This is a genomic window from Haladaptatus sp. HS23 (assembly GCF_056892285.1).
Genome location: NZ_JBXGLH010000007.1, coordinates 78,240 through 101,950 on the forward strand (window position 1 = coordinate 78,240; position 23,711 = coordinate 101,950).

The following is a 23,711-nucleotide window of genomic DNA, read 5'->3' on the forward strand; positions in this document are numbered from 1 at the left end:
ACCATCAGTCGCGGAATTGGTGTGACTACCGAGCAATTTTCGGAGGAAGCTCGGTGCTTTATCGATGCGTTCCGAGCCCAATTTCCGGCCAGTTTTCGGGGATTGAACCATGGTTCTATTGTTCTACTCAAATATTCCGCTTCAAGCCAGATAAAGCTAGGGCTCCCGAGACGAGGATCAGTAGTCCAAGAAATCCATTCGTCCCCCACGTAAGGAAGGCAAGGCCGTGAAAAAGGAGCAGGAGTGCCGTGACGAGTAACAACTGCGTGACAAGAAGTTGGTACCGATTTGCCGATTGTTCCTGCTGAAGGACTCCAATCCACTCGTCGTATCCTTCGAGTAACGTAGCAAGCCACTCTTTCTCACTATAGCCTTCCTCTCGAACTTCTTCGCGCCACGTCGAATCAATACCGACATCAAGCTCAGAGTCAGTATAGGTCAAAATTGAGACGAGGAGCGTGAGAAGAAGAATAAAAATACCCGATCCAAACAGTATGAGCACACTAGTCGGCATCGATGTAATCCGGGAAGTTCCAATGAGTCCAGCACCAGAGAGAATGATCCCGAGTACAACCACGGCAACGCGGCCAATCCGCAGCGCTGCATCATCCATGGCGTTGATATCCGTTACCCGATGATCAAGCACTGCACGCGATTCCTCACGAGCGATCCGTAACGCTTCGACATCGGAGAGTTCTTTCTCGTCCTGGTCAGGAGCGTCACTCTCGGTCGTCGCGGTGGATGAGGATTCGTCGGAGCTGACCGTCTTTGTCACACTACTCTACATCATTCAACGGTTTATATTTAAACCCATTGTTGGGAGAATCAACGTGTTCTCATTCATACTTCCGTGGATTGCAGTGGCTACTGCATGATTCGACCGTGAAGCGCCGTGCGGTCACACTCCGAGATACTCGGCCTGCTCTGTCTGTAGTTCAACAGCAGATCGCCAATTGTTCGTTAGTTGTGGAGCACAGACGCGATTTTTATCCCCCGAGAGGGGTGCGGAGCGCTCGAGAAAAGCGTCCGTGTTCGAAAATAATGGCTTTGAGTACCAACTTTGCGGTGTCATTCGACGACTTCGACACCCGACGTGACGAAATGCACAGCACGATTGAACAGTGGATCGACGATCTCACTGCCTTGACTGATGAGGCCAGAGCGAGTCAACAGTTCCAAGAGTGGTTGGACGTCCAGTCGAAATTCCACAACTACTCCCATCGGAACACACTCTTGATTACTCTTCAGTGTCCGAACGCGACGAAGGTCGCGGGGTACAACACCTGGCGAACCGAGTTCGACCGCCACGTCCAGGAAGGCGAGAACGGAATCTGGATCTGGGCGCCGATCATTACAAAGCAGTGTCCTGAATGTGAGAACTCGCCCAGTTACCACGAGCAAAGCGAGTGTCTATACGACGAAACACCACCTGATGCGTGGTCGAACAGACTCGTCGGATTCAAACCCACTGCTGTCTTCAATATTTCTCAGACAGAGGGTGACCCACTTCCTGACTTGGAGACTGCGGCGACTGGAGATGCCGAAAATCTCGTTCCTGCCCTTCAGAAGGCAGCCGATGAGCTCGATGTGACAGTTCGTATCGTTGACGTTGACGACTGGGAACACGGCAAGGCAAGGGGGATCTGTAAACAGCGGAGTCTGTACAATCTTCAGCCAATCGTGGAGGTGAAAGATCGGGTAAGTCAGGCGGATCTCACGGTGACACTGATCCACGAATACGCGCACGCACTGCTGCACTTCGATGTCGACGAGGAGTGTGAGCGATCGAAACGTGAAGTTGAGGCGGAAGCCGTCGCGTACATCGTTGGTCGATACGTCGGGTTGGATACGAGTGGCTCAGCGTTCTACCTCGCAGCATGGCAGGACGATGATTCGGACGCGATTCACAATCGACTTGGACGAATCCAGACGACGGCAGCGAAAATTTTCGATGTACTCGAAACAAAACCTGACCGTGGCGGACCGAGAGCGACCACGTGATATTGTTAGTCAATCCACGCCAAGTGCATCCGCGAGGTCGTCACCGACATCGGCGATGGCTTCGCGAGCTCGGTCGACGTCTCGGAACGTCATGAAACCGTGGACCATGTCGTCATAGTTCTCGTAGTGGGTCGGAACGCCGTCGTGGACGAGCTGTTCGGCGTATCTCTTCCCACCGTCTCGGAGCGGGTCGTATCCGGCGGTGACGACGGTTGCCGGTGCGATACCGGAGAGGTTGGCGGCGTTCGTCGGGTCGGCGTATGGGTTGCGCTTGTGGATCTCGTTCACGTAATAACAACGGTCGTACCACTCTATATCGGCTTTACTGAGGACGATACCCGTGTGTTCTTGGACGGACTGCTGGCCCTCCTCGACGCCGACAGCAGGGTAGATGAGCGCCTGATAGGCGATTTCGGGGGAGGTGTTCTTTTTCGACTCACTGGTTTCCGTCTCGTTTCCACGGGGACTGGAGCCATCGCGTTCGGCGGCCATGAGGGCGGCGACGGCAGCGAGGTTCCCGCCCGCGGAGTCGCCCGCGACCGCGATGTCCCCAGTTCCATTGAGGGCATCCGGGTTCGCGGCCGCCCACTCGACGGCGGCGTAGGCGTCCTCGACCGCCGCGGGGAAGGGGTGTTCCGGAGCGAGCCGGTAGTCGACCGAGAGGACGGCACAGCCGCTCTCCCGAGTGAGGTGACGGCAGAGCCAATCGTGCGTCTCGATGCTCCCGAGGACGAACCCCCCGCCGTGGAAGAAGACGACCGTGGGGAACGGCCCGTCCGCGTCCGGAAGGTAGAGACGGGCGTCGAGTTCGCCCGCGGGACCGGGAATGCTTCTGTCGACGGTCGCGCCGACATCGGGCGGGTTTCGGTTCTGTATCCGCATCGCAACCCGACTGATGAGGCGGAGGAGTTTTAGTCCGCGGCGGCTGTGCGGGAGCGGAAGCCGGTCTTGACGTTTGACCGCCGCCCGCGCCTCTGGATCGATTTCAGTAGCTTGCATTGGCGGTCGTTCGGACGGTCGATACTAACCGCTTTTCCCCCGGAAGGTGGCGATGCGGGGGAAGACGAGAGAGCTCCACTGACACATCGGAGAATCCTCGGATGTGTTGCACTGACTTGTGCCCCACAGATTGCCGATTTTTGGCTGGCCTAAAAGTCGGAACGTTTTTGTATGATTTAGGCGGACCTAAATCCATGGTGAACGACCTGACAGACGAGATACTCACACGACGCGACTCCGTGAACGTTCGAAGGGCGGCGACGGACCGAACCGAAGGGACACCGAGTGAAGGCCCCGACAAGCACTCCGCTGGAACGCAATCCTCGTCCGTGAAGGCTTCTCGTCAGCGCATCGCGGGCATCATCAACGAGAGGTTTTACCCTTGAGTACTGCCGACGCCACCGACGGGAACGCCGGATTCGACTACGACATCGTTATCGTCGGCGGCGGTCCCACGGGCTGTTCGGCGGGCGTGTTCACCGCGCGATACGGTCTCGATACGGTCATCTTCGACCGTGGCAACTCCTCGATTCAGCGGTGTGCGTATTTGGAGAACTACCTCGGTTTCCCCGCGGGTATCGACATTCAGACGCTGTACGCTTTGATGCACGACCACGCCAATGAAGCCGGTTGTGAACTCGTCTCGAACATGGTCGAGTCGGTCGACCGGAACGGAGACGGCGGCTTTCTCGTCGAAACGCAGGACGGAAACACTGTCACGGCCGAACGCGTCGTGGCGGCCGCCAGATACGACGCCGATTTCCTTCGCCCCCTCGGTGACGAGGAGGAGATGTTCATAACACACAGCCACGACGGCGAGGAACACGAACACTTCGACCGAGACTACCCGGACGAGGACGGAACGACACCGGTCGACGGGTTGTACGTGGCCGCGCCGGCTGGCGACGCGGAAGCACAGGCAATACTGTCCGCCGGTCAGGGTGCGCGGGTCGCCCGGACGATACTTGCAGGGGTTCGACGTGAACGCGGGTTCCCCGACGATATTGCCGAACACTGGGACTGGATACGCCGAGACGCCAACCTGACCGGGGAGTGGGCCGACCCCGAAAGATGGCGGGAGTGGTTCGACGAACACACTCCGGACGACCACGACCTCAACGAGGAACGACTCGTCGAACTCCGTGAGCGGGAGATCGACCGGAAGTTCGCGACGTATCTCTCCGACGAGGATATCGAACGACGAGTCGAGCGGGGTCAGAAACGGCTTCTCGAACACATCGACGACGAACTGATCCTCGCCGCTGCCCGCGATATCGAGGCCGAGCGGCAATCGTCCGAGACGAGCGAGGACTGAGACGATGGCGAGTAAATCAGTCTCCAATTCCGAATCGACGAGCCTCCGGGAGCAATGGTTCAGCTGGTTCGACGGGTCGTTGTTCACTCTCTGTGTTGGAAGCGTTATCGTCGTCGTCGCTGGTGCGCTCGTGCAAGTGAGTTTCGGCGCGTTCAGCATGACCATCGCGGAGGCGTGGCATGCCGTGTTCAACCCCGACGTGATTTTCAACTGGCAAGCGTGGAAAGCCTTCCTTCTCGGTGCCGAGGTCCCGGAGATGGGAAAGCAAAGCCTCATCGTCTGGAACATCCGCCTCCCGCGCGTGTTCGTCGCGATTCTGGTCGGGATGAACCTCGCCATCTCGGGTGCCATCTTCCAAGCCGTGACGAGAAACGAACTGGCGAGCCCGTTCATTCTCGGCGTCTCCTCGGGCGCGGGATTGATGATTCTGCTCACGTTAGTCGTGTTCTCCGGGCTGTCGACGTTTCTCCCGCTCATCGCCTCCATCGGCGGTGCCGTCGCGTTCCTCATCGTTTACGCCATCGCGTGGAAGAACGGCACGTCTCCGGTCCGACTCGTGCTGGCCGGCGTCATCGTCGGAACGGTGTTCGGGTCGCTCCAGACTGCGCTCTTTTTCTTCGCTGACGACCTCGGCGTCGTTCAGTCCGCCATCGCGTGGACGACCGGGTCCTTGACCGGAACCGACTGGGAGCAGGTTCGAATGGCCCTCCCGTGGACGGTCGTCACCATGCTACTGGCCCTCGTCAGTTCCCGACAACTCAACCTCCTCCTGCTCGGCGAGAAAACGGCGAAATCACTCGGAATGAACGTTGAGAAGGTCCGATTCCTGTTGTCCGGAATCGCCGTGTTGGCGGCCGCGGCAAGCATCGCCGTCGCGGGTATCGTCGGGTTCGTGGGACTCATCGTTCCACACATGGTCCGCAACATCGTCGGCAGCGACTACAAGAAACTCGTCGTCGGCTGTCTGTTCGTCGGACCGGCGTTGATGGTCGCTGCCGACGTCGGCGCACGCCTCGCGCTGAATCCGGTGCAGGTTCCGGTCGGCATCGTCACCGGTCTCATCGGTGGACCGTACTTCCTCTACCTGATGCGCAAACAGGACAACATGGGTGAAATCTGATGGCCAGTAGGGACACGACGCGCTCGGACGGTTCGATTTACGCTCGTGGAACGCCCGGTGAAGTCCTCACCGCGACCTCCTCGCGGACGTCTTCGAAATCGAGGCGACGGTCACGCCCACGGAACACGGCCCGCAAATCATGCCGCTTCCCCCCTTCACGAGTCCGAAGCGACGGATGACGGGAGTGTTCGCTCCTGACGACCCACCGGTCGAGGTTCGGCTTCAATCGACGATATAATCCGGAATGGATTATACGGGCACGAAAGCTTTTCTACCCCCTCGCCTCGATTTCCACTCGTCCATGCGAACTCGTAGTTGCTTGCCGTTTCTCCGACGCATTTTCACACACCGATTCGCTACGGAGGACGGGGATGACCACTGAGTCCGTCGACGTGGTCGTCGTCGGTGCCGGCCCGGCCGGATGCGTAGTGAGCTACCTCCTCGCCCGAAGCGGCGTCGAGACGGTCCTCATCGAACGGCAGCGCACGCTGGAACGCGAGTTTCGGGGCTACGGCTTCCGTCCGCCGATTCCGCGGCTTTTCGAGGAGATGGACCTCCTCGCGGACGTCGAGGACCTTCCCCACGAGACCATCTCCAGCGGAACGGTCGTCGCCTACGGAAAATCGTACCCGGTGTTCGATTTCGACGACGAGCAGGTGCTGTTGCTGAAACAACCGCCGTTGCTCCGACTCCTCATCGAACGCGCTCGGGAGTTCGATACGTTCACGTTTCACGACGGGACGACGTTCGACGGCTTTCGCCGCGAGAACGGTGCAGTTGTCGGAATCACCGCGACGTCCCGTCCCAGCGGCGAAGAACACGAAATCCGTAGCCGACTCGTCGTCGGGGCCGACGGTCGATTTTCGACGACCCAGCAGGCCGCCGGAATCGACGTGGAGATGGAGGAAACCGGCGCTGAAGTCGTCTGGTTCAGGCTTCCCCGAGCGGCGGCGGACTTTACGACGCACATTCGCATCGAGGAGGAGGGAGTACTGGTTTACTCCCCGCTCAGCGAGCACGAATCGCAGTACGGGTTGCTGATTCCTGTCGGACGGTACCCCGCGATACGGGACCGTGGCATCGCACGGTTTCGACGCACCGTCGCGGGAATCGAACCCGCAATCGCGGACAGCGTGGAATCACACCTGACGTCCTTCAGCCAATGCTCGCTGCTTTCGATACGCTCCGGCCTCGCGGACCGGTGGACCGACGACGGATTCCTGCTCATTGGGGACGCTGCACACGTCGCGTCGCCCATCGGTGCCGAGGGAAACAACCTCGCCATTCAAGACGCCGTCGTCGCACACCGTCTGTTGACGCCGGTACTCACCCGTGGCGATGGTCCTATTTCGAACGTCGTCCTCGGGCGCGTCGAGGGAAGCCGTCGTCCCGCCGTCGAAGAGGCGATAGCGGGACAACGGTTGAGGGGTCGGGGCCTCTCCTCGTTGCTCTCGTCCCGCGACCGGGTCCCGAACGCCATCGAACCGCATCTGCTGCGGGGCGGTGCCGCGATGATGAGTCTCTTGGCGCGACTGCCGACCCGTTCCGGGACGGACGACGCCGAACCGTCGGTCGATAGGACGCTGTTCGCGGAGTGACGATTCGGAGGTTTCCGGCGGGTTTCAGCGACTGCCGGTGCGCGGTTCGAGCGACGGCGGAAACGTCCGTTCTCTCTCCGACTGCTCGTACAGCGTGACGATTCGTTCGACCGTCTCCTCCTCGACGCCGAGGAGGTCTGCTGTTCGACCCGAGGACACCGGTCCGTCGACGGTCAGCGCGAGTATCGAGTCGATGGTGTCGTAGTCGGCACCGAGGTTCTCCTCGTCCGTCCCCGCCGCTCCGATCTCCGGGCTGGCTTTGCGCTCGACGACGCTGTCCGGAACGCCGACGTGTTCGGACAGTTGTCGGACCTGTCCCTTGTACAGGTGGAGAATCGGTTGACAATCGACCGCCGCGTCACCGTACTTGTCGAAATGACCGGTCAGCCACTCGCTTCGGTTGCTCGTCCCGACGACGACCCCGTGTACCTCCATCGCGTTCAAGTATTCGAGGAGGGTCCGGGTCCGAAGTGCGGTCAGGTCTCGCTGGAATCCAGACACGCGGTCGTCAGTCTCCCCGTGGTCGGGTAGCGCGCCGGTTATCGCGTCCACGAGCGGTTCCATCGCCACGACGTCGTAGTCGATTTCGAGGTCCGCCGCGATGCGTTCCGCGTCGCTCATGGTTTCGTCGCCGCTCGCCTCGCTCGGCATGACGATTCCGTAGACGTTCTCGGCCTCCAGCGCTTCGACGGCGAGGTAGGCGACGAGCGTGCTGTCGATACCGCCCGACAGTCCGACGACGGCGGTGTCGAATTCCCGCGTCATACCCATTCGCTCTTCCGTTCTGTCCACGTGTTCCTCGATGAACGAGCAGATTCGCTCGCGCTCCGCGTCGAGTTCGTCGTCGGTAAAGCGGAGGTCGAGCGGTTCGTTCGCGGTTCGGACCGTTCCGTTCGTTCCCATGCTCGGACGTTCGTCCTCCTCTCGGGAGTTTCTTTTCATCCCAGAAAATACGAATTCTTCTTTCCGGACAGGTCGGAATCGTACAGTGTCGGTGAGGTTGGCCTTTCCGAATCGACCTATCGACTCTTCTCTTATTTCGCTGACCGAGGTTCGCACCCGATTCGGAGACCGACGTGATTTAACAACTCCTTGCGTCATCTCCCCACCATGGAACCGACGCGACGCTCCGCGGACTCTCCCACGGGACCGATTTCGGTCCTCGTGGTCGGCGACCCGAACTGGCGGGAATCGCTCGTCTCCGGGCTTTCGACCGCCGAGGAAGTCCTCGTCACGACCGCGGTTCGTGGCCACGACGGGTACGAGTGGCTCACGTCACAACCGGGCGACGTCGATTGTATCGTCTGTGCGCCCGACTTGGCGGATATGTCCGGCGTGAGCTTTCTCGAAGTCGTTCGAACCCTCTATCCCGACCTTCCGGTGGTCCTCCTCGACGCCGACGCGGACGCGACGGTCGCCAGCAGGGCCGTCGCCGCCGACGTGACGGAGTACGTTCCCGTCGAGGCCCGACCCTCACTCACCGACGACCTCCTCCGACGCATTCGACGGGCCGCGGTCGAATATCGAACGGCGCTGACCCGCCGCCGTCGAGCGCGTCAGTTCGACGCGCTCTTCGACGACCCTCGGTCGTTCATGTGGGTCGTCGACCCTGACGGAACGCTTCGGCGGACGAACCACACCGCCCTCGACTTTCTCGATGTTTCCCCGGAATCGGTGGCCGGGACGCCGTTCGCAGAATCGCCGTGGTGGGCCCGGTCGGACGCGTCTCCCGAGGAGGTTCGGGACGCCCTTCGAACCGCGAGGGGCGGTTCAGTCGCGCGGTTCGAAACGTCCTTCGACGCTCCGGACGGGTCCGTCGAACTCGACGTCTCGTTCCGTCCGGTGACGGACCGAGGGGGGGCCGTCGTCAGCGTCGTGGTCGAAGCGCTCGACGTTAGCGAACGTGCCCACCTCGAACGGGAACTCCGCGAGTCGGAGGAACTCCACCGGGTCACGCTCAACAACATGACGGACACCGTCCTCGTCACGGACGACGCGGGTGAGTTCACCTACATCTGTCCGAACGTCCACTACATCTTCGGTTACTCGGTCGAGGAGATTCGGGACCTCGGAAGCATCGACGCCCTCCTCGGTGACGACCTCTTCGACCGGGAAGCGCTCGACTCCCACGGGTTGCTCACGAACGTCGAGTGTACCGCGACGGATAAAGCGGGGCGCGAACACACGCTCCTCGTCAACGTGAAGCGGGTCTCGATTCAGGGAGGGACGACGCTCTACAGTTGCCGCGACATCACCAAACGAAAGGAACGCGAGCGGGCGTTGACCGCGCTTCATCGGACGAGCCGCGACCTCCTCTACGCGGAGACGACGCGGGAAATCGCCACGCTCGTCACCGACGACGCGACCGACATCTTCGACGTGGACGACTGTGCTGTCTACTTCTTCGACACGGACGCGAACGAACTGTGGCCCGCCGCGGCCACGGACGCCATCGAATCCCTCTCGGGTGCGCTGCCGACGGTTCGGCTCGACGAACCGAGCGCGCTCGGACGGTCGTTCGTCGAACAGACGACGGTCGAGTTCGACGACGTGGACGACCCCGTCATCTTCTCCCCGACGGTTATGGAACGACGGAGCGGACTGTTCATCCCGCTCCGAGACCACGGCGTCTTCGTCGCGGCGGACGAACGCGGGTCCCTCGACGCGGTAACGAGGGAGATAATCGACCTCCTCGCGGCGACCGTCGAGGCGGCGCTGGACCGCATCGAACGGGAAGACGAACTGCGTGACCGCGACCGGGAACTCCAGCGACGGAACCGCCAACTCTCCCGGTTGAACCGGACGAACGAGATAATCCGCGAAATCGACCACGCCCTCGTTCGGGCGGATTCGCGCGAGCAGATAGAGTCCGAAGTGTGTGAACTCTTGACCGCGAGCGACCGATTCGATTTCGCGTGGGTCGGCGACATCGACCCGAGTACGGGCGTCATCGAACCCCGTGCGTGGTCGGGCGACGACCGAGGATATCTCGACGCCGTCGACCTGTCCGAATCCGGCGACCCGGCGGGGAGAACGGCGGCGACGGGGTCCGTCTCGGTCGTTTCGAACGTTGCGGACGATTTGCGGGGGACGTCGTGGCGGAAGGAAGCGATATCGCGCGGATTCCAGTCGATAATCGCCGTTCCGCTGACGCACGGCGATGCCGCCTACGGAGCCCTTTCAGTGTACGCCGGTCGCCCGGACGCGTTCGACGACAGGGCGCGGACGGTCATCTCCGAACTCGGGGAAACCATCGCGTCCGCCATTCAGTCGACCGAGCGAAAGCGGGCGCTCGTGAGCGATACCGTCGTCGAACTCGACTACCGCATCACGGACGACAACTGCGTCCTGCACGCGCTGGCGCAGCGGACGAACGCCACCCTCGAACTGAAGGGTGGCGTCCGCGAACTCGACCCGGGTGCCCGAATTCTCGTCTCCGTATCGAACACTTCGCCGGACGCCGTCGTTACGGCCGCAAATACCGTCGTCGCTGTCGAATCCGCCCGCGTCGTTTCGACCCACGCCGACGGCGGATTGGTACAGTTGACGCTCGCCTCGCCGTTCGTCGCGACTAGACTGGCGGAGTCGGGTGCGACGCTTGAACGCCTCCGCTCCGATAACGGCGACACGACGGCGACGGTTTTCGTCCCCTCGCCCGTCACGGTCCGAACCATCGACGACGTTCTCTCGGACGTCTATCCGTCGTCCGAACTCGTCGCACAGCGCGAACGCGAGCGACCACCCGAAACCGGAGGCCGGTTCCGCGAACGGTTCTTGGACGAGGTCACCCACAGACAACTCGAAGTCGTCCAGACGGCCTACTACAGCGGTTACTTCGATTCTCCGAGGACGAACGACGGGGCCGCCGTCGCCGCCATGCTCGACATCTCGTCCGCCGCGTTCTACGAACACGTGCGGAAGGTCCAGCGGAAACTCCTCGGTTCGGTGTTCGACGGAATTCCGTCCATCCCGGAATAGATTGACTATCTAGCCTCTACCGTCTACGACCACCTCTCTATTCAACCTCCCTCTACTTCCCCTCGTCGCAAAAATTGCGGTGCATGGCGACGACCTGTCGGTGTCGTTTTCGATAGCGGGTCGTCGTCCACCGGAGGACTTCCCGATGCGAGATATAGAACACGACCCAACGACAGAATCGAAGTACGAATGTCCGCGCTGCGGTACCATCGTGACGGCAACGCACCATCCCGGAACGTGCACCGACTGTGACGTTCATCTCCGTAACAGAGGGACGCCCCTCGAATAGCTTCCCTATGGCATCCAACACCGTACATTCGGGGTCGAAATCGGACGCGAACGAATCGAGCGACGACGCCACGGAATCGGCGCTCGATACCGCCAGACGGCAACTTAATCGAGCGGCCGAGGGTGTGGACATCGACCCGAACATCGTCGAACGCCTGCGGTACCCCAGACACGTCCATCGCGTTACCGTCCCGCTGAAGCGCGACGACGGGTCCGTGGAGGTGTTCACCGGCTATCGTGCGCAACACGACAGCGTGCGGGGTCCCTACAAGGGCGGCATGCGCTACCATCCCGGCGTCACCGAGGAGGAGTGTATCGGCCTCTCGATGTGGATGACGTGGAAGTGCGCCGTCATGGACATCCCCTTCGGGGGTGCGAAGGGCGGACTCGTCGTGAACCCGAAACGGCTCTCGGAGACGGAACGGGAGCGCCTGACCCGACGATTCGCACAGGAACTCCGCGACACCGTCGGGCCGAACCGCGACATCCCGGCCCCCGACATGGGAACCGACGCGCAGACGATGGCGTGGTTCATGGACGCCTACTCGATGCAGGAGGGCGAAACTCAACCCGGCGTCGTCACCGGCAAACCGCCGGTTATCGGCGGCTCGTTCGGCCGCGGAGAGGCACCCGGCCGTTCCGTAGCGCTCATAACCCGCGAGGCGTGTGAGTACTACGATTTCGGCCTCGACGGAACGATCGTTGCGGTACAGGGATTCGGAAGCGTCGGCGCGAACGCCGCCCGTCTCCTCGACGAGTGGGGGGCGACAGTCGTCGCGATTTCCGACGTGAACGGCGCGGCGTACGACCCCGACGGTATCGACACGGGTGACGTTCCGTCCCACGAAGAGGAACCGGAGGCCGTCACTCGGTACGCCGCGGAGCGCATCAGCAACGAGGACCTCCTCACGCTCGACGTGGACGTATTGGTTCCCGCTGCCGTCGGCAACGTCCTCACGGAAGACAACGCGGACGACGTGCGGGCGTCGCTCGTCGTCGAGGGTTCGAACGGCCCGACGACGGCGTCCGCGGACGCCGTCCTCGCCGAGCGGGATATCCCGGTGATACCGGACATCCTAGCCAACGCGGGTGGCGTGACGGTCTCGTACTTCGAGTGGCTACAGGACATCAACCGCCGCCAGTGGTCGCTGGAGCGCGTGAACGACGAACTCGAATCCGAGATGCTCGCCGCGTGGAACGACGTGCGCGAGGAAGTCGAGAAGCGAGAGGTGACGTGGCGCGAAGCCGCGTACGTCGTCGCCCTCTCGCGTATCGGGGAAGCTCATCGCGTTCGTGGCCTCTGGCCCTGACGCGTATCGTCTGCCGATCCCTTTCCGTCCGCCTGCAGAAACTTATTGTTCCCTTCACACGTCGGGTCGGCCATGACCGACGTCGTCCTCATCAGGCAGGAAATCCGTCCCGGAAAAACGGGGCGTCTCCGCGAGTGGTGTGCCGAACTGGAGTCGCGGGAAGAGGAAGTGTTCGAAACCCTCGACAACGAGGGTGTCTATACGGAATGTCGGTTCCTCCGCTCCACGGCCGACGGCGATTTCCTGTTCACGTTCATGGAGGCGGCGGACATCGCCGAATCGAAAGCCGCCGTCGAAGACTCGGATTTCGACATCGACGACGAACACGCGGCGGTGATGGAGGAGGTACTCGTCGATGAAAGCACGGAACTGTTGGACTCCCTCGACACGTTCGTCGCCGACCGGCCGTAAAACAGCGGAAACCGTGGGGGTGTGTGGCCCTCTCGTATGGTACTTTACTCACGAACTAACGGTGCAACTCCGTTCCCCAACCGCTCCACGCATTCGACCATCGTGTCGGTGCCGATGCCGGGGTGGTAGGTGCGGAAGATGAAGTGGACGTCGTCGCCCAGCGCGTCGCGGTACTCGTTCAACTCCGCGGCCACCTGCTCGGGCGTGCCGAAGATGGCCTGCTCTTTCAGTTCCTCTTTTCGTTCGCGGTCGAGTTCGTCCACCGATTCGCCGGAAAAGATTTCGGCGTAGCGGCGCTGGATGTAGAAGTAACCGGGTTTCATGGCCTCCCACGCCTCCTCTTTCGAGTCGGCGACGAAGCCGTGCTGGAGGATGTACACCTCGAAATCGCCACCGATGTCCTCCGTCTCGCGGACACGTTCGATGTCCTCCTTTCGCTTTCTGACGCCCTCGATGGAGAGCGAGGAGGGAGCACACCACGCGTCCGCGACGCGGGCGGCGCGGCGGACGGCGGGTCTGACCGACCCGCCGTACATGATCGGTATCTTCGATTCGGGTTTCGGCGTCACGTTCACGTCGGCGGACACGTCGTGGAACTCGGCGTCGTAATCGAGCGGTCCCGAAGACCACGACGCGCGGAGGAGGTCCGTCAGGTCGGTCATCCGCTCCACGCGCTCTTCTCGGGGGACGCCGAACGATTCGAACTCGCGGGGGTTCGACCCGATGGCGAGTCCCACCGTCAGTCGGCCGTCGGCGAGCAAGTCCACCGTCGCGGCGTCCTCGGCGAGACGGACCCCGTCGTAGAGCGGCGCGAGCGCGATACAGGTCCCGAGTTCGACGGTTTCGGTGCGGGCGGCCAGCGCCGCGAGCGAGGGCATGGTGGCCGGAAGGTAGCCGTCCTCCGCGAAGTGGTGTTCCGACACCCACATACTGTCGAGACCGGAGTTGTCGATGACCTCGCCGAGTTCGAGCATCTCGTCGTAAATCTCGGTCATCGAGCGGTCGTCGTCCGGTCGTCGCTGGCAGGTGAACAGCCCCGTCCCGAGTTTCATGCCCGGGAAGTCGAACGGTGACACCTTAATGGTTTATAAGAACGGATTCGAACGCTCCCAAATGCTCGACGTTTCTCACCACAAAACTTACCCCACGAGTTGGAAAATCGATACTATGGATGGTCCACTCACCAGTTCCGGCCCGAAGAAACCGGATAGCTCGATACTGAACGCGTTCAAGCCGGTGATGGTGTTGCTCGCGTTGCTCGTCCTGTTCTTCGCCGCGATGTACTTCCTCGGTTGAACTCGATAGTGGAAGCGGAGAACCGCGTCAGTACGACGTGCTCCCGCGCGGGAGTGCTTCCGCGACCTTTTCGATGGGATGAGGCGGGCGCGAGTCGTGGCCTTCGAGTTGCGTCCGGCAGGACGCGCCGGGGGCGACGACGGTTTCCGCGTCGCTCTCGTCGACCTGTTCGAACAGGATTCGACCGATGGCCTGCGAGAGGTCGTACTGCTCGGCGCGGTAGCCGAAACTACCAGCCATGCCACAGCACCCGCTCTCCAGCGGGTCCACCGCGTAGCCCGCCCGCCGGAGGACGCCGACGGCGTGGTGGTCCCGCCCGAGCGCCTTCTGGTTGCAGTGGCCGTGATAGGAGAGCGACTCCGTCACCTCGCGGAACTCGATGTCGTCGTCCAGTCGCTTTCTGTCCACGAATTCACAGACGCCGAACGTATTCGCGCCGACCAACTCGACGGCGGAATCCGAGACGAGGTCCTGATACTCGTCCTGCACCATCACCGCGTCGGAAGGTTCCACGAAGACGACCGACCAACCCTCCGAAACGGCCGGTTCGAGCGCCGAAACGTTCTTCTCCGCGTTCTCTTTCGCCGTGTCGAGGAAACCCTCAGAGTAGGCCGCCCGACCGCTCGGCGCGAGGTTCGAGGGGACTTGCACGTGGACGCCCGCCGCTTCGAGGACGCGGACGGCGGCCTTGCCGGGTGCCGGATAGCTGTAGTTCGTGAAGGTGTCCGGAACGAGGACGACGTGCTCCGTGGCGATGTCCCTCGGAACGCGGGGGCCGCGCGCCTCGAACCACTCCTCGAACGACTCCCTGCTGAACGACGGGAGGTCCCGTTCTGACGCGATACCGAGGAGTCTCTCGGCGATGACGTCCGACCCCGGAAGTTTCGTCGCCCAATTCGAAACCGGGGCGAGCGCGCTTCCGAGCGCCGAAATCGTGTCCGCGTTTGCGAAGAAGCGGTCCCGCCGACTCGGGCCGCGCTCCTCGTGGTGGGCGTGTTTCACCTCGGCTTTCAGCTTCGCCAAATCGACACCCGTCGGGCAGTCGCGGGCACAGCCCTTACAGCCCAGACAGAGGTCGAGGACCTCTTCCTGAAACCGGTCGGTGTACAGCTCCTCGGTCGGAATCTCGCCGCTGATGGCGGCACGGAGCATGTTCGCTCGGCCCCGCGTGGTCGCCATCTCGTCCTTCATGCCGCGATACGACGGACACATCGTCTCGCTGCCGGTCTGACGGCAGGTCCCACAGCCGTTACAGAGTTCCACGAGGTGCGAGAAACCGCCCTCGTCGGAGAAGTCCTGCACCGTCGTCGGTTCGAGCGAGGAGTACTCGGGTCCGTATCGGAGATGTTCGCGCATGTCGGCTCCCTCCTCGTCGCGGAAGACGACTGTTCCGGGGTTCAGCCGCCAGTCCGGGTCGAACGCCGTTTTGAGGTCCTGAAACGCCGCCCACAGTTGCGGGCCGTACATCTTTGGATTGAACTCGGTCCGAGCTAATCCGTCGCCGTGCTCGCCCGAGAAGGACCCGTGGTGGTCGAGGACGAGCGAGGTCACGTCGTCGGCGATGGAGTGCATCGTCTCGATTCCCTCCGCGTCCTTCAGGTTCAGAATCGGGCGGATGTGGAGCGTTCCGCTCCCGGCGTGGGCGAAGTAGGCCGCCGACGTATCGTGGGCTTCGAGAACGTCCATGAATTCGCGCACGTACTCGGCGAGTTCTTCCGGCGGGACGGACGCGTCCTCGATGAACGGATACGGTTTCGGGTCGCCCTCCATGCTCATCAACAGGGGAATCGCCGCCTTCCTGAGCTTCCAGAGGTTCGCCTGCTCGTCGGGAGTGTAGGCTTCGAGTACGTCGAACGCCCCCCCGGCGTGGACGAAGTGGGCGTTCGTCTCCGCGATGGCGTCCTCGAAATCGTCGCAAATCTCACCGTCGAACTCCAACATGAGGGCTGCGGCGGCCTGCTCGGGAATCGGTTCGGCGTACGCGGCGAACTCCGACGAGTTGCGCGCCAGACGGAACACCTCGTCGTCCATCAACTCGACGGCGCTCACGTCGAACTCTAACGCCTCTGGAACCGCTTCCATCGCCGACACGAGGTCGTCGAAGCAGTAGAGCGCGAGTGCGGTTTCGTCGGGACGCGACACCAAATCCAACGTCGCGCGGACGACGACGCCCAAGGTTCCCTCCGCCCCGACGAACAGTTTCGAGAGGTTGATGTAGCGGTTCCCGTCCCGCTCGAAGATGACTTTGTGGAGGTTGTAGCCGCTGACGGAGCGCTTGAGCGTCGGATAGCGTGCTTCGATTTCCTCCTCGTTTTGCTCCACGAGTTCCCGGACGGTGCGGTACAACTCCGCTTCCCGGTCGTCCTTCCCGACGATTTCGTCCCACTCGTCGCCGTCGAGTTCGACGTCGCGGGTGTGCATCAGCGACCCGTCCGCGAGGACGACGTCCAGTTCGGCGGTGTAGGCGTCGGTGATGCCGTAGCGCACCGAGTGTGCGCCCGTGGAGTTGTTGCCAATGCCGCCGCCGACTGTGGCCCGGTTGGAGGAGGCCGGGTCGGGGGCGAACTTCAGCCCCCACTGTTCGAGGTGGTCGTCCAAGTCGTCCTGCACGACGCCGGGTTCGACGACCGCCTGCTGAGCGTCTGGGTCCACGTCGAGAATCGAGTCCATGTGTCGCGAGCAGTCGAGAACGATACAACCCGGCCCGACGGTTTGCCCGGCGAGCGAGGACCCGGCACCGCGCGGGAGGACGGGCATGTCGTGGTCGGCCGCGACGCTGACGGCGGCCTGTACGTCTTCCACGTCCGTCGGAAGGACGACCCCGGCGGGTTGGGCCTGATAGATGCTCCCGTCGGTCGCGTACAGGATGCGCGTATACTGGTCGAACCGGACCTCTCCGTCGATGGCGCTGTGCAAGTCGTCCGCGAGAGAGGGGTGGGCGTCCGGGGGCTCGTGTCCGAGAGCGGCGCAATACGTCTCGAAGTCGGGGTGGTCGTCCCGTATTGCCATGAAAAATCCAAACAGTCACACGGACATAAATCCGCGGTTGAATCCGTCAACACAGAATATGATAAAAATACTGGTTGGCTCCATGATATATCGGAAAGACACAGACAACCGGTCTCAAAACGTACGTTTTCGGTCGTCACACGCGGTTCGAGCGGTCCTTTTTTCGACGTGTCCTACAGCGAGACGTGACGGTCACAGGAGTATCTATAGAGTTTGGAGAGAAACGATTCGTATCGCTTTATCAATACTCTTCGTGAGGCAGCGGTGACGTCGCTTTTCGAGAAAATCGCAAGCAAGCGTCGGGTCTATTTCGGAGCGGCCATCACTCTTTTGTCTGTTGCATGATTCTGTAGGGATAGGGAGAACCATGCACGACCTGACTGGTTTCCAGCGGGACTTGCTGTACGTCATCGCTGGTTTGGACGAACCGCACGGCCTCGCAATCAAAGAAGAACTCGAAGCGTACTACGAGAAGGAGATTCATCACGGGCGGCTGTATCCGAATCTCGATTCCCTCGTGGACAAAGGGTTGGTGGAGAAGGGCCAGCGAGACCGTCGGACGAATTACTACACGCTCACCCGCAGAGGTGCGCGCGAAATCGAAGCGCGCCGTGAGTGGGAAGAACGTTACGTCGGTCCCGATCTCGGCCAGACACAGACCGCTTAAGGGGAGAGAGCGGTGCCGAGGACGGCGGCGTTAAGCGCTCTGACGTGAGCGAAGACTGAACTCGATTCGTTTATTTTGTAGCCGTCACCGGACGGTGTGAGAACGTCGAGTTCCTCCAACTGTTCGACGTGCATCCACACCGCTTTCCGGGAGAGACCGACGTGGTCGTGCAGGTCGTCCTGCGTGAACTCCTCCGTCTCGTCCATGGCGAGGAGGGCGTCCAACAGCAGGCGCACTTCTTCGGGATGTGTGAGGTCACGAAAGCCGTCGGACGCACCGCGTTCGTCCGCCGCGCTTCGCAACTGTCCGACGGCGTTGGCGACGACGCTTTCGGCGTTGGGTCGATACGTCTCTTCCTCTTCACGGAACACGCGAAGCGAAACGAGGTCCTCCAAGCTCCGTTCGACTGCATCGACGTCGCAGTCGAGTTCGCGCGCGAGTTCCTCTACCTTCCACTCGCCGCCGGTCGCTGCGGCGAGTCGAACTAATTCGCGAGTCGCCGTGTCGCGGGTCAGAAAGAGCCACCCGGACGGGTACGCCGCTCGTGCGGCCCGAATTCCTTCTTCGTCTGCAAGCGTCCACATCTCGTCTCGATTATTAGTCGTACGGAGGGTCCAATCGCGTGTGTCTACCTGGAGCACCATTAGTTTCCATTCACCCGCCGATGGTATATAATGGTTGTACTCCATTTCGATATCTCAGGCTGGATTCGATTCACACGAAACGCGCCACGAGGCGTCGGAACGTGCGGTCAGCCGCCGATAAATGGCCTGAAGACCCGCCGAACGCGTATCCGGCAGGACGTGGAGCTCGATGGACCCGTATCTGACGACGACGCGGAACGTGGTGTCGCGGTCGCGGTCGCGGACGAGGTACATCGGGACGGGAAGGTCGAACCAATCGCCGTAGGTGTATGCGTCCCCGTCTAACACGTCCTTAACGAGGACCAGGAGGTCGTTCTCGGTTGGTTCGGAACTCGGCGACAGGCGGAAGAACGTCTCTCCCTCGTAGCGGACGCCGCCCTGTTGCGGATACGTCCGGCGCGGCCGGTGTGGAATCGAGAACGACGGGTCGCTGTCGGACATGATTGTGGTACCTGTACCACCGAATAACACCGTCATCCGTTAAATAGTTCAGCCGCGGATGCGGATGAAAATCGCGCTCCCCGACACGCAGAACACGGCGACGACGTGTCCGACTAACGCGAACACCAGCAGGTCGTACCCCCATACGAACGGTACGAGGACGAGTTGCAACAGCGCGAACCCGATGACGAAGGCGTCCACGCGCCGGAGTTTTCGTCGCGTGGCCTCCTCGGTCGGATACCGCACTGCGACCCAGAACCCGGTGACGCTCGCCCACCACGCGGTGCCGATGCGATAGCACACGTCCCAGAGGACGAGGAGCGTGAGAAACACCGACGGAATCGGCGGCGAGGTCCCTAAAAGCGATTCGAGAAGCGGCGCGCCGGTCCGCGGGGTGTACACCAGCAGGTACGTGACGAGGGCGACGTAGGCGATGACGCCGAGCACTACCTCGATGCTCGACCCGAACAACAGCTTTCGGTACGCCATCGGTATCGACAGGTCCCGAACCCGTCGCCCGATGAGGAGCATCAGCGCGCTTCCGGCGGTGGCGACGACGATGGCCGCAGTCCCGGCCGGAACGGCGTGCCAGAGGTCGTATCGCCACGCGAGGAGCACCATCAATCCCTCGAAGAGGACGAACTGAACCGTGAGCGCGAGCCAATCGGGAAACGTGACGCCCGGAATCGCATCGACGATGCTCTCGTACGTCCACCGGTAAACGGGACGGTTCATGCAATGGAGCGCCGAACGGCGTCGTCGAACGACGTCAACTCGACGGGGACGAGCGAGCGTATTCGGTCGTCTTCGACGACGGTGCGCGTTTTCAGGCCGAGAATGAGCGGATGGGCGACGTCCTTCGGAACGTCCGTCACTAAATCGACCCAGTAGGCGGAAAGCTTGGGCGTGAGGACGGGCACGGGAACCATGGTGGAATGCGTGCCCAGCAGGTCGCCCGTCCGAAGCACCATCTCGCCGTAGGTGAGTACGTCCGGGCCGCCGATTTCGAGCGTCTTTCCCGCCGTCTCGGGAACGTCGAGGACGCCGACGAGGTAGGCCACCACGTCCTCGACGGCGATGGGTTGACAGTCGGTCCCGACCCATTGCGGCGTTATCATCAGCGGCAGTCGTTCCGCCAGTTGTCGAACCATGCGGAAACTCGCGCTGTCTCCGCCGACCACGATGGCCGCCCGGAGGACGGTGAGGTCGTACGGCCCGGTGCCGAGGATGTATTCCACCTCGCGGCGCGACTTGAGGTGGTCCGAGAGGGTGATGCGCTCTCCGCCGAGTCCGGACAGATAGACGACTCGGGAAGGGTCCCCCTCGCGAGCAGCGGAGACGAAGTTCCGAGCGGCGACCCTGTCGTGGGCCATGAAATCCTCGCTCTCGCCCATCGAGTGGACGAGGTAGTACGCGGCGTCCACGCCGTCGAAGACGCCGCGAATGCTCTCACGGTCGTTCAAGTCGCCCTCTACGACCGAGACGCCGTCCGGCGGGTCGTACGTCGAAGCGTTCCGGGTCATCGCCACGACTTCCTCGCCGTTCGCGACGAGTTCGGGGACGAGGTGTCGGCCGACGAACCCGCTCGCTCCGGCCACGAGTACCGTCATCGTCCGTATCTGCGGTCGCTATCGTTCAAAAACTATCGGGGCAACCTGAAGGGTTATGCCTCGCAAACGCCACCCTTCCTACATGGACTGGCCCTTCCTCGTCGCCCTCGTTCTCCTTCTTTGCGGCGTCCTCGGGAGCGTCGTCCCGCTCCTTCCAGGCGTTCCGCTCTCGCTCGCGGGCATCTACGCCTACTGGTGGTGGACCGGATTCGAGACTCCCGGCCTCCCCTTCGTCGTGATTGCGACGCTCCTCGGCGTCGCCGCTCTCCTCGCCGAGTACGCCGGTGGAGCGATTTCCGCGCGGGCGGGCGGCGGGTCCGTCTGGTCGGCCGTCGCCGCGGGTATCGTCGGTCTCGTCGCCCTCCTGACGACCGGACCGTTGGGAATGGTCCTCGCCGTCGCGCTCGCCACGTTCGCCGTCGAACTGGTCCGGACGAGGGATTTCGAACACGGCGCACGAACCGCCGCCTTCGCCATCGTCGGCCTGCTGGCTTCGGCGGTGTTCCAGTTGCTCGTGACGGGCGCGCTCCTCGTCGGCTTTCTCGCGGCGACGGTATTCTAAGCGCGACTCTTCCTATCAATCGATTCTGTTGTCATGAATGCCGACTTCGACCGAAAAATCGGATGCGGTTTTCCATATCTGTTTGCCGAATTACAGAATTGAATAATTTTAAGTCAGTAGCTTGATTTGTAGTTCACGAAATTCGTAGGCGATTCACTCCATGCAAGCTATCGAAATCACGTATATCATACTCAGCGTCGTTCTCGCCGCGACCGGTCTCACCATGGTCGGCTTGGCGATGCGGGCGTATCTCCAAACGTCCCGTCGGTCGATGCTCGCCCTGTCGGTCGGGTTCTCGGTTCTCGTCGCGGCCGCGATTGCAACCACGTTCAGCGCGTTTCTCACCGACTTCGAAAACAGTCGGATGCTCCTCACGGTGAACTACGGTGTCTCGACGGTCGGGTACCTGTTCGTCATCTACAGCGTCACCGGCGCGGACTGAGAACGCGTATTTCCCCGACCCGGTGCTATTTTTCCCTTCCTCCCATCACCCTCTTCATGCGTACACTCGCAACCGCCGTTCGCACGGGTGAGGCCGTAGTCGGGTCGTGGATTTCCATCGGCCACCCCGCCGTCGCGGAGATGAGCGCCGAACTCGGCTTCGACTTCGTGGTCATCGACGCCGAACACACGTCGATGTCGCTTGAAACGGTCGAAACCCTCGCCCGTGCGGTGGACGCCGCGGGCGGGGAGACGGAACCGCTCGTTCGAGTGGCCGACGACGACCCCGCCCGCCTCAAACGCGTCCTCGACACCGGCGTTTCCGGTGTCATCGTCCCGATGGTCGAGACGGAAGCACAGGCCCGCGGAATCGCCGACGCGACGCGCTATCCGCCTGAGGGAGTCCGCGGTGTCGCCGGGTCACGGGCGTCGCGCTACGGACGCGAACTGGCCGACTACTTCGAACGGGCGAACGACGAGCGCCTCGTCGTCACGCAGATAGAATCCGGAACCGGCGTCGTAAACGCCGCCGAAATCGCGGCCGTTGACGGTATCGACGCGCTCTTTCTCGGCCCGGCGGACCTCTCGGCGTCGCTCGGTCGGTTCGGCGACACCGACTCGCTCGACACCGAGATCTCCGCTGTTTTGGACGCGGGGCACGACGCGAACGTTCCGGTCGGTAGCATCGCGCTCACTCCCAAGGACGTGGAACGATGGGTCGACACCGGGTTCGATTTCCAGGTCGTCGGCATCGACGCCGACTACCTCCTCGACGGCGCGAGTCGTGCCAAACGAACCTACGAGGAGGCGATTCGATGACGGCGGGAAAGTCGCTCGCGCGCGTCTGCTATCGGTGTGGCACCGAAGCGACGGCCGGTGCGCGCTGTTCGTGCGGCGAACCGCTCTGGTTGAAAACCGACGCGACGGAATTCGCGTGGACGGAAACCTCGAAATCGTCCATCTGGCGCTACAGGGAGTTGCTCCCCGGCACCCGACCGCCGGGTATCGGTTCCGTCGTCGGCGGAACGCCCCTGCTTCGAACGTCCGGGTTGGACGAGTACGCCGGATGCGTACTCCGGGTAAAGGACGAGAGCGCGAATCCGACGGGCAGTTTCAAGGACCGCGGCAGTGCCGTCGGCGTCGCCCGAGCGCTCGGTTTCGGCGACGACTGGGTGGGCACCGTTTCGCACGGCAACATGGCGATGAGCATGGCCGCGACGGCGGCGAGCGCGGGGGTGAACTGTCTCGTCCTCGTCCCCGACGACATCCCGTCGGAGCGACTGGCACACATCGCCCAGTACGACCCGACGCTGTTGCGAGTCGAGGGCGACTACGGACGACTGTACGACACGAGTCTGGCCCTTCCCGGTGTCCGGTTCGTCAACTCCGACACGCCGCTTCGGGTCGCGGGCCAGAAGACGACGGCGCTCGAAATCTGTGAGGCGTTCGCCGGGTCGGAATCCACACCGAACGCACCCGACGCCATCGTCGCCCCCGTCAGCAGCGGTGGACACGCGAGCGGCATCTGGAAGGCGGTGTGCGAACTCCGCGACGCGAGTCTCCTCGATTCGACGTCGCATCCTCGACTGTACTTCGTGCAGGCGGCGGCTTGCGACCCCATCGCGGCGGCCTATCGGGACGGTGCCGACGACGTGTCGCCCGTCGAGGGTGACGAAACGGTCGCGTACTCCATCGCGAACGCCGCTCCGCCGAGCGGAAACCGGGCCCTTGCGGCGGTTCGAGACACCGGCGGTGCCGTCCTCTCCGTCCCGGACGAGGCCATCATCGACGCGAAACGTCAGTTCGCGCGCCGCGCCGGTCTTTGCGTCGAACCCGCCTCCGCGACGACGTTGGCGGGCATTCGTCTGCTCTCGAAAGCGGGCGAAATCGACCCCGAGGAGTCAGTCGTCGCCGTCGCGACCGGAACTGGATTCCGCGAACGTTCTTCGAGTGTGGAGACTCCCGACGCCGTACCGATTGCCGACCTTCCGGGGCGCATCGCGTCGCTGGTGTCCGGATAG

General features: G+C 62.3%; 25 protein-coding genes. 15 read left to right on the forward strand and 10 right to left on the reverse strand.

Going from position 1 to position 23,711, the window contains the following annotated elements:
- Positions 1-127 precede the first annotated feature (127 nt).
- A complete protein-coding gene (locus tag AC1XDK_RS18470; RefSeq protein ID WP_483351437.1) occupies positions 128-775 on the reverse strand; it encodes a hypothetical protein in 648 nt (215 codons plus the stop codon).
- A 266-nt stretch (positions 776-1,041) separates the two neighbouring features.
- Between AC1XDK_RS18470 and AC1XDK_RS18475 the strand changes: the two genes are divergently transcribed.
- Positions 1,042-2,001, forward strand: coding sequence for an ArdC-like ssDNA-binding domain-containing protein (locus AC1XDK_RS18475; protein ID WP_483351438.1), 960 nt, complete (start codon positions 1,042-1,044; stop codon positions 1,999-2,001).
- Between the two features lie 9 nt (positions 2,002-2,010).
- On the opposite strand, the gene AC1XDK_RS18480 is transcribed toward AC1XDK_RS18475, so the two are convergent.
- A complete protein-coding gene (locus AC1XDK_RS18480) occupies positions 2,011-3,000 on the reverse strand; it encodes an alpha/beta hydrolase (RefSeq protein ID WP_483351439.1) in 990 nt (329 codons plus the stop codon).
- Between the two features lie 194 nt (positions 3,001-3,194).
- Here AC1XDK_RS18480 and AC1XDK_RS18485 point away from each other — a divergent pair, with 194 nt between their 5' ends.
- The 3 genes from AC1XDK_RS18485 to AC1XDK_RS18495 are packed head-to-tail and all read left to right on the forward strand — an operon-like array spanning position 3,195 to position 5,435.
- A complete protein-coding gene (locus tag AC1XDK_RS18485; RefSeq protein WP_483351440.1) occupies positions 3,195-3,386 on the forward strand; it encodes a hypothetical protein in 192 nt (63 codons plus the stop codon).
- On the forward strand, positions 3,383-4,315 hold the full coding sequence (locus AC1XDK_RS18490; RefSeq protein ID WP_483351441.1) for an NAD(P)/FAD-dependent oxidoreductase: 933 nt from the start codon (positions 3,383-3,385) through the stop codon (positions 4,313-4,315). The genes AC1XDK_RS18485 and AC1XDK_RS18490 overlap by 4 nt, the downstream gene beginning before the upstream one ends.
- A 4-nt stretch (positions 4,316-4,319) precedes the next feature.
- Entirely contained in the window at positions 4,320-5,435 is a 1,116-nt protein-coding gene (locus AC1XDK_RS18495; RefSeq protein WP_483351442.1) for a FecCD family ABC transporter permease, read from the forward strand.
- Between the two features lie 37 nt (positions 5,436-5,472).
- Here AC1XDK_RS18495 and AC1XDK_RS18500 read toward each other — a convergent pair whose 3' ends face one another.
- Positions 5,473-5,661 carry a hypothetical protein gene (locus AC1XDK_RS18500; protein WP_483351443.1) on the reverse strand — a complete coding sequence of 63 codons (189 nt, stop codon included), beginning with the start codon at positions 5,659-5,661 and terminating at the stop codon, positions 5,473-5,475.
- A gap of 145 nt (positions 5,662-5,806) precedes the next feature.
- On the opposite strand from AC1XDK_RS18500, the gene AC1XDK_RS18505 reads away from it, so the two are divergent.
- A complete protein-coding gene (locus tag AC1XDK_RS18505; RefSeq protein WP_483351444.1) occupies positions 5,807-7,033 on the forward strand; it encodes an FAD-dependent monooxygenase in 1,227 nt (408 codons plus the stop codon).
- A 24-nt stretch (positions 7,034-7,057) separates the two neighbouring features.
- Here the strand turns inward: AC1XDK_RS18505 and nadE are convergent, their stop codons facing one another.
- Positions 7,058-7,936, reverse strand: coding sequence for an NAD(+) synthase (gene nadE / locus AC1XDK_RS18510; protein WP_483351445.1), 879 nt, complete (start codon positions 7,934-7,936; stop codon positions 7,058-7,060).
- Positions 7,937-8,143: 207 nt separating this feature from the next.
- On the opposite strand from nadE, the gene AC1XDK_RS18515 reads away from it, so the two are divergent.
- The 4 genes from AC1XDK_RS18515 to AC1XDK_RS18530 all read left to right on the forward strand — a co-directional run bounded on the left by AC1XDK_RS18515 (position 8,144) and on the right by AC1XDK_RS18530 (position 13,020).
- The gene (locus AC1XDK_RS18515) at positions 8,144-11,011 is read left to right on the forward strand and encodes a bacterio-opsin activator domain-containing protein (protein ID WP_483351446.1); all 2,868 of its coding nucleotides are present in this window, start codon (positions 8,144-8,146) and stop codon (positions 11,009-11,011) included.
- 145 nt (positions 11,012-11,156) lie between these two features.
- Positions 11,157-11,300, forward strand: coding sequence for a rubrerythrin-like domain-containing protein (locus AC1XDK_RS18520; protein WP_483351447.1), 144 nt, complete (start codon positions 11,157-11,159; stop codon positions 11,298-11,300).
- A 7-nt stretch (positions 11,301-11,307) separates the two neighbouring features.
- Positions 11,308-12,609, forward strand: coding sequence for a glutamate dehydrogenase GdhB (gdhB, locus tag AC1XDK_RS18525; protein ID WP_483351448.1), 1,302 nt, complete (start codon positions 11,308-11,310; stop codon positions 12,607-12,609).
- A 72-nt stretch (positions 12,610-12,681) separates the two neighbouring features.
- On the forward strand, positions 12,682-13,020 hold the full coding sequence (locus AC1XDK_RS18530; protein WP_483351449.1) for a DUF6176 family protein: 339 nt from the start codon (positions 12,682-12,684) through the stop codon (positions 13,018-13,020).
- Positions 13,021-13,064: 44 nt separating this feature from the next.
- Here the strand turns inward: AC1XDK_RS18530 and AC1XDK_RS18535 are convergent, their stop codons facing one another.
- On the reverse strand, positions 13,065-14,072 hold the full coding sequence (locus tag AC1XDK_RS18535; RefSeq protein ID WP_483351450.1) for an LLM class flavin-dependent oxidoreductase: 1,008 nt from the start codon (positions 14,070-14,072) through the stop codon (positions 13,065-13,067).
- Positions 14,073-14,187: 115 nt separating this feature from the next.
- On the opposite strand from AC1XDK_RS18535, the gene AC1XDK_RS18540 reads away from it, so the two are divergent.
- Positions 14,188-14,316 carry a hypothetical protein gene (locus AC1XDK_RS18540; RefSeq protein ID WP_395281042.1) on the forward strand — a complete coding sequence of 43 codons (129 nt, stop codon included), beginning with the start codon at positions 14,188-14,190 and terminating at the stop codon, positions 14,314-14,316.
- Between the two features lie 27 nt (positions 14,317-14,343).
- On the opposite strand, the gene AC1XDK_RS18545 is transcribed toward AC1XDK_RS18540, so the two are convergent.
- On the reverse strand, positions 14,344-17,325 hold the full coding sequence (locus AC1XDK_RS18545; RefSeq protein WP_483351451.1) for an FAD-binding and (Fe-S)-binding domain-containing protein: 2,982 nt from the start codon (positions 17,323-17,325) through the stop codon (positions 14,344-14,346).
- A gap of 367 nt (positions 17,326-17,692) precedes the next feature.
- Between AC1XDK_RS18545 and AC1XDK_RS18550 the strand changes: the two genes are divergently transcribed.
- On the forward strand, positions 17,693-17,992 hold the full coding sequence (locus AC1XDK_RS18550; RefSeq protein WP_231186837.1) for a PadR family transcriptional regulator: 300 nt from the start codon (positions 17,693-17,695) through the stop codon (positions 17,990-17,992).
- On the opposite strand, the gene AC1XDK_RS18555 is transcribed toward AC1XDK_RS18550, so the two are convergent.
- The 4 genes from AC1XDK_RS18555 to AC1XDK_RS18570 are packed head-to-tail and all read right to left on the reverse strand — an operon-like array spanning position 17,989 to position 20,687.
- On the reverse strand, positions 17,989-18,636 hold the full coding sequence (locus AC1XDK_RS18555) for a hypothetical protein (protein WP_483351452.1): 648 nt from the start codon (positions 18,634-18,636) through the stop codon (positions 17,989-17,991). The two genes, AC1XDK_RS18550 and AC1XDK_RS18555, sit on opposite strands and share 4 nt — an antisense overlap.
- Positions 18,637-18,690: 54 nt before the next feature.
- Positions 18,691-19,077 carry a hypothetical protein gene (locus tag AC1XDK_RS18560; protein ID WP_483351453.1) on the reverse strand — a complete coding sequence of 129 codons (387 nt, stop codon included), beginning with the start codon at positions 19,075-19,077 and terminating at the stop codon, positions 18,691-18,693.
- A gap of 48 nt (positions 19,078-19,125) precedes the next feature.
- Positions 19,126-19,812 carry a DUF7530 family protein gene (locus AC1XDK_RS18565; RefSeq protein WP_483351454.1) on the reverse strand — a complete coding sequence of 229 codons (687 nt, stop codon included), beginning with the start codon at positions 19,810-19,812 and terminating at the stop codon, positions 19,126-19,128.
- A complete protein-coding gene (locus AC1XDK_RS18570; RefSeq protein ID WP_483351455.1) occupies positions 19,809-20,687 on the reverse strand; it encodes an NAD(P)H-binding protein in 879 nt (292 codons plus the stop codon). The genes AC1XDK_RS18565 and AC1XDK_RS18570 overlap by 4 nt, the downstream gene beginning before the upstream one ends.
- A gap of 82 nt (positions 20,688-20,769) precedes the next feature.
- On the opposite strand from AC1XDK_RS18570, the gene AC1XDK_RS18575 reads away from it, so the two are divergent.
- The 4 genes from AC1XDK_RS18575 to AC1XDK_RS18590 all read left to right on the forward strand — a co-directional run bounded on the left by AC1XDK_RS18575 (position 20,770) and on the right by AC1XDK_RS18590 (position 23,711).
- Entirely contained in the window at positions 20,770-21,249 is a 480-nt protein-coding gene (locus AC1XDK_RS18575) for a DUF456 domain-containing protein (protein WP_483351456.1), read from the forward strand.
- Positions 21,250-21,409: 160 nt separating this feature from the next.
- Positions 21,410-21,691 carry a DUF7521 family protein gene (locus AC1XDK_RS18580; RefSeq protein WP_483351457.1) on the forward strand — a complete coding sequence of 94 codons (282 nt, stop codon included), beginning with the start codon at positions 21,410-21,412 and terminating at the stop codon, positions 21,689-21,691.
- Positions 21,692-21,747: 56 nt separating this feature from the next.
- Entirely contained in the window at positions 21,748-22,509 is a 762-nt protein-coding gene (locus AC1XDK_RS18585) for an HpcH/HpaI aldolase family protein (RefSeq protein WP_483351458.1), read from the forward strand.
- Complete coding sequence (locus tag AC1XDK_RS18590; RefSeq protein WP_483351459.1) at positions 22,506-23,711, forward strand: threonine synthase; 1,206 nt, start codon at positions 22,506-22,508, stop codon at positions 23,709-23,711. Before AC1XDK_RS18585 ends, AC1XDK_RS18590 begins: the two co-directional genes overlap by 4 nt.

Excerpts from the sequence above, each read along its gene's own strand:
- AC1XDK_RS18475 (WP_483351438.1), top strand. The coding sequence starts at position 1,042 with ATGGCTTTGAGTACCAACTTTGCGGTGTCATTCGACGACTTCGACACC.
- AC1XDK_RS18480 (WP_483351439.1), bottom strand. The coding sequence starts at position 3,000 with ATGCAAGCTACTGAAATCGATCCAGAGGCGCGGGCGGCGGTCAAACGT.
- AC1XDK_RS18485 (WP_483351440.1), top strand. The coding sequence starts at position 3,195 with ATGGTGAACGACCTGACAGACGAGATACTCACACGACGCGACTCCGTG.
- AC1XDK_RS18495 (WP_483351442.1), top strand. The coding sequence starts at position 4,320 with ATGGCGAGTAAATCAGTCTCCAATTCCGAATCGACGAGCCTCCGGGAG.
- AC1XDK_RS18505 (WP_483351444.1), top strand. The coding sequence starts at position 5,807 with ATGACCACTGAGTCCGTCGACGTGGTCGTCGTCGGTGCCGGCCCGGCC.
- nadE (WP_483351445.1), bottom strand. The coding sequence starts at position 7,936 with ATGGGAACGAACGGAACGGTCCGAACCGCGAACGAACCGCTCGACCTC.
- AC1XDK_RS18515 (WP_483351446.1), top strand. The coding sequence starts at position 8,144 with ATGGAACCGACGCGACGCTCCGCGGACTCTCCCACGGGACCGATTTCG.
- AC1XDK_RS18520 (WP_483351447.1), top strand. The coding sequence starts at position 11,157 with ATGCGAGATATAGAACACGACCCAACGACAGAATCGAAGTACGAATGT.
- gdhB (WP_483351448.1), top strand. The coding sequence starts at position 11,308 with ATGGCATCCAACACCGTACATTCGGGGTCGAAATCGGACGCGAACGAA.
- AC1XDK_RS18530 (WP_483351449.1), top strand. The coding sequence starts at position 12,682 with ATGACCGACGTCGTCCTCATCAGGCAGGAAATCCGTCCCGGAAAAACG.
- AC1XDK_RS18535 (WP_483351450.1), bottom strand. The coding sequence starts at position 14,072 with ATGAAACTCGGGACGGGGCTGTTCACCTGCCAGCGACGACCGGACGAC.
- AC1XDK_RS18540 (WP_395281042.1), top strand. The coding sequence starts at position 14,188 with ATGGATGGTCCACTCACCAGTTCCGGCCCGAAGAAACCGGATAGCTCG.
- AC1XDK_RS18545 (WP_483351451.1), bottom strand. The coding sequence starts at position 17,325 with ATGGCAATACGGGACGACCACCCCGACTTCGAGACGTATTGCGCCGCT.
- AC1XDK_RS18550 (WP_231186837.1), top strand. The coding sequence starts at position 17,693 with ATGCACGACCTGACTGGTTTCCAGCGGGACTTGCTGTACGTCATCGCT.
- AC1XDK_RS18555 (WP_483351452.1), bottom strand. The coding sequence starts at position 18,636 with ATGGTGCTCCAGGTAGACACACGCGATTGGACCCTCCGTACGACTAAT.
- AC1XDK_RS18560 (WP_483351453.1), bottom strand. The coding sequence starts at position 19,077 with ATGTCCGACAGCGACCCGTCGTTCTCGATTCCACACCGGCCGCGCCGG.
- AC1XDK_RS18565 (WP_483351454.1), bottom strand. The coding sequence starts at position 19,812 with ATGAACCGTCCCGTTTACCGGTGGACGTACGAGAGCATCGTCGATGCG.
- AC1XDK_RS18570 (WP_483351455.1), bottom strand. The coding sequence starts at position 20,687 with ATGACGGTACTCGTGGCCGGAGCGAGCGGGTTCGTCGGCCGACACCTC.
- AC1XDK_RS18575 (WP_483351456.1), top strand. The coding sequence starts at position 20,770 with ATGGACTGGCCCTTCCTCGTCGCCCTCGTTCTCCTTCTTTGCGGCGTC.
- AC1XDK_RS18580 (WP_483351457.1), top strand. The coding sequence starts at position 21,410 with ATGCAAGCTATCGAAATCACGTATATCATACTCAGCGTCGTTCTCGCC.
- AC1XDK_RS18585 (WP_483351458.1), top strand. The coding sequence starts at position 21,748 with ATGCGTACACTCGCAACCGCCGTTCGCACGGGTGAGGCCGTAGTCGGG.
- AC1XDK_RS18590 (WP_483351459.1), top strand. The coding sequence starts at position 22,506 with ATGACGGCGGGAAAGTCGCTCGCGCGCGTCTGCTATCGGTGTGGCACC.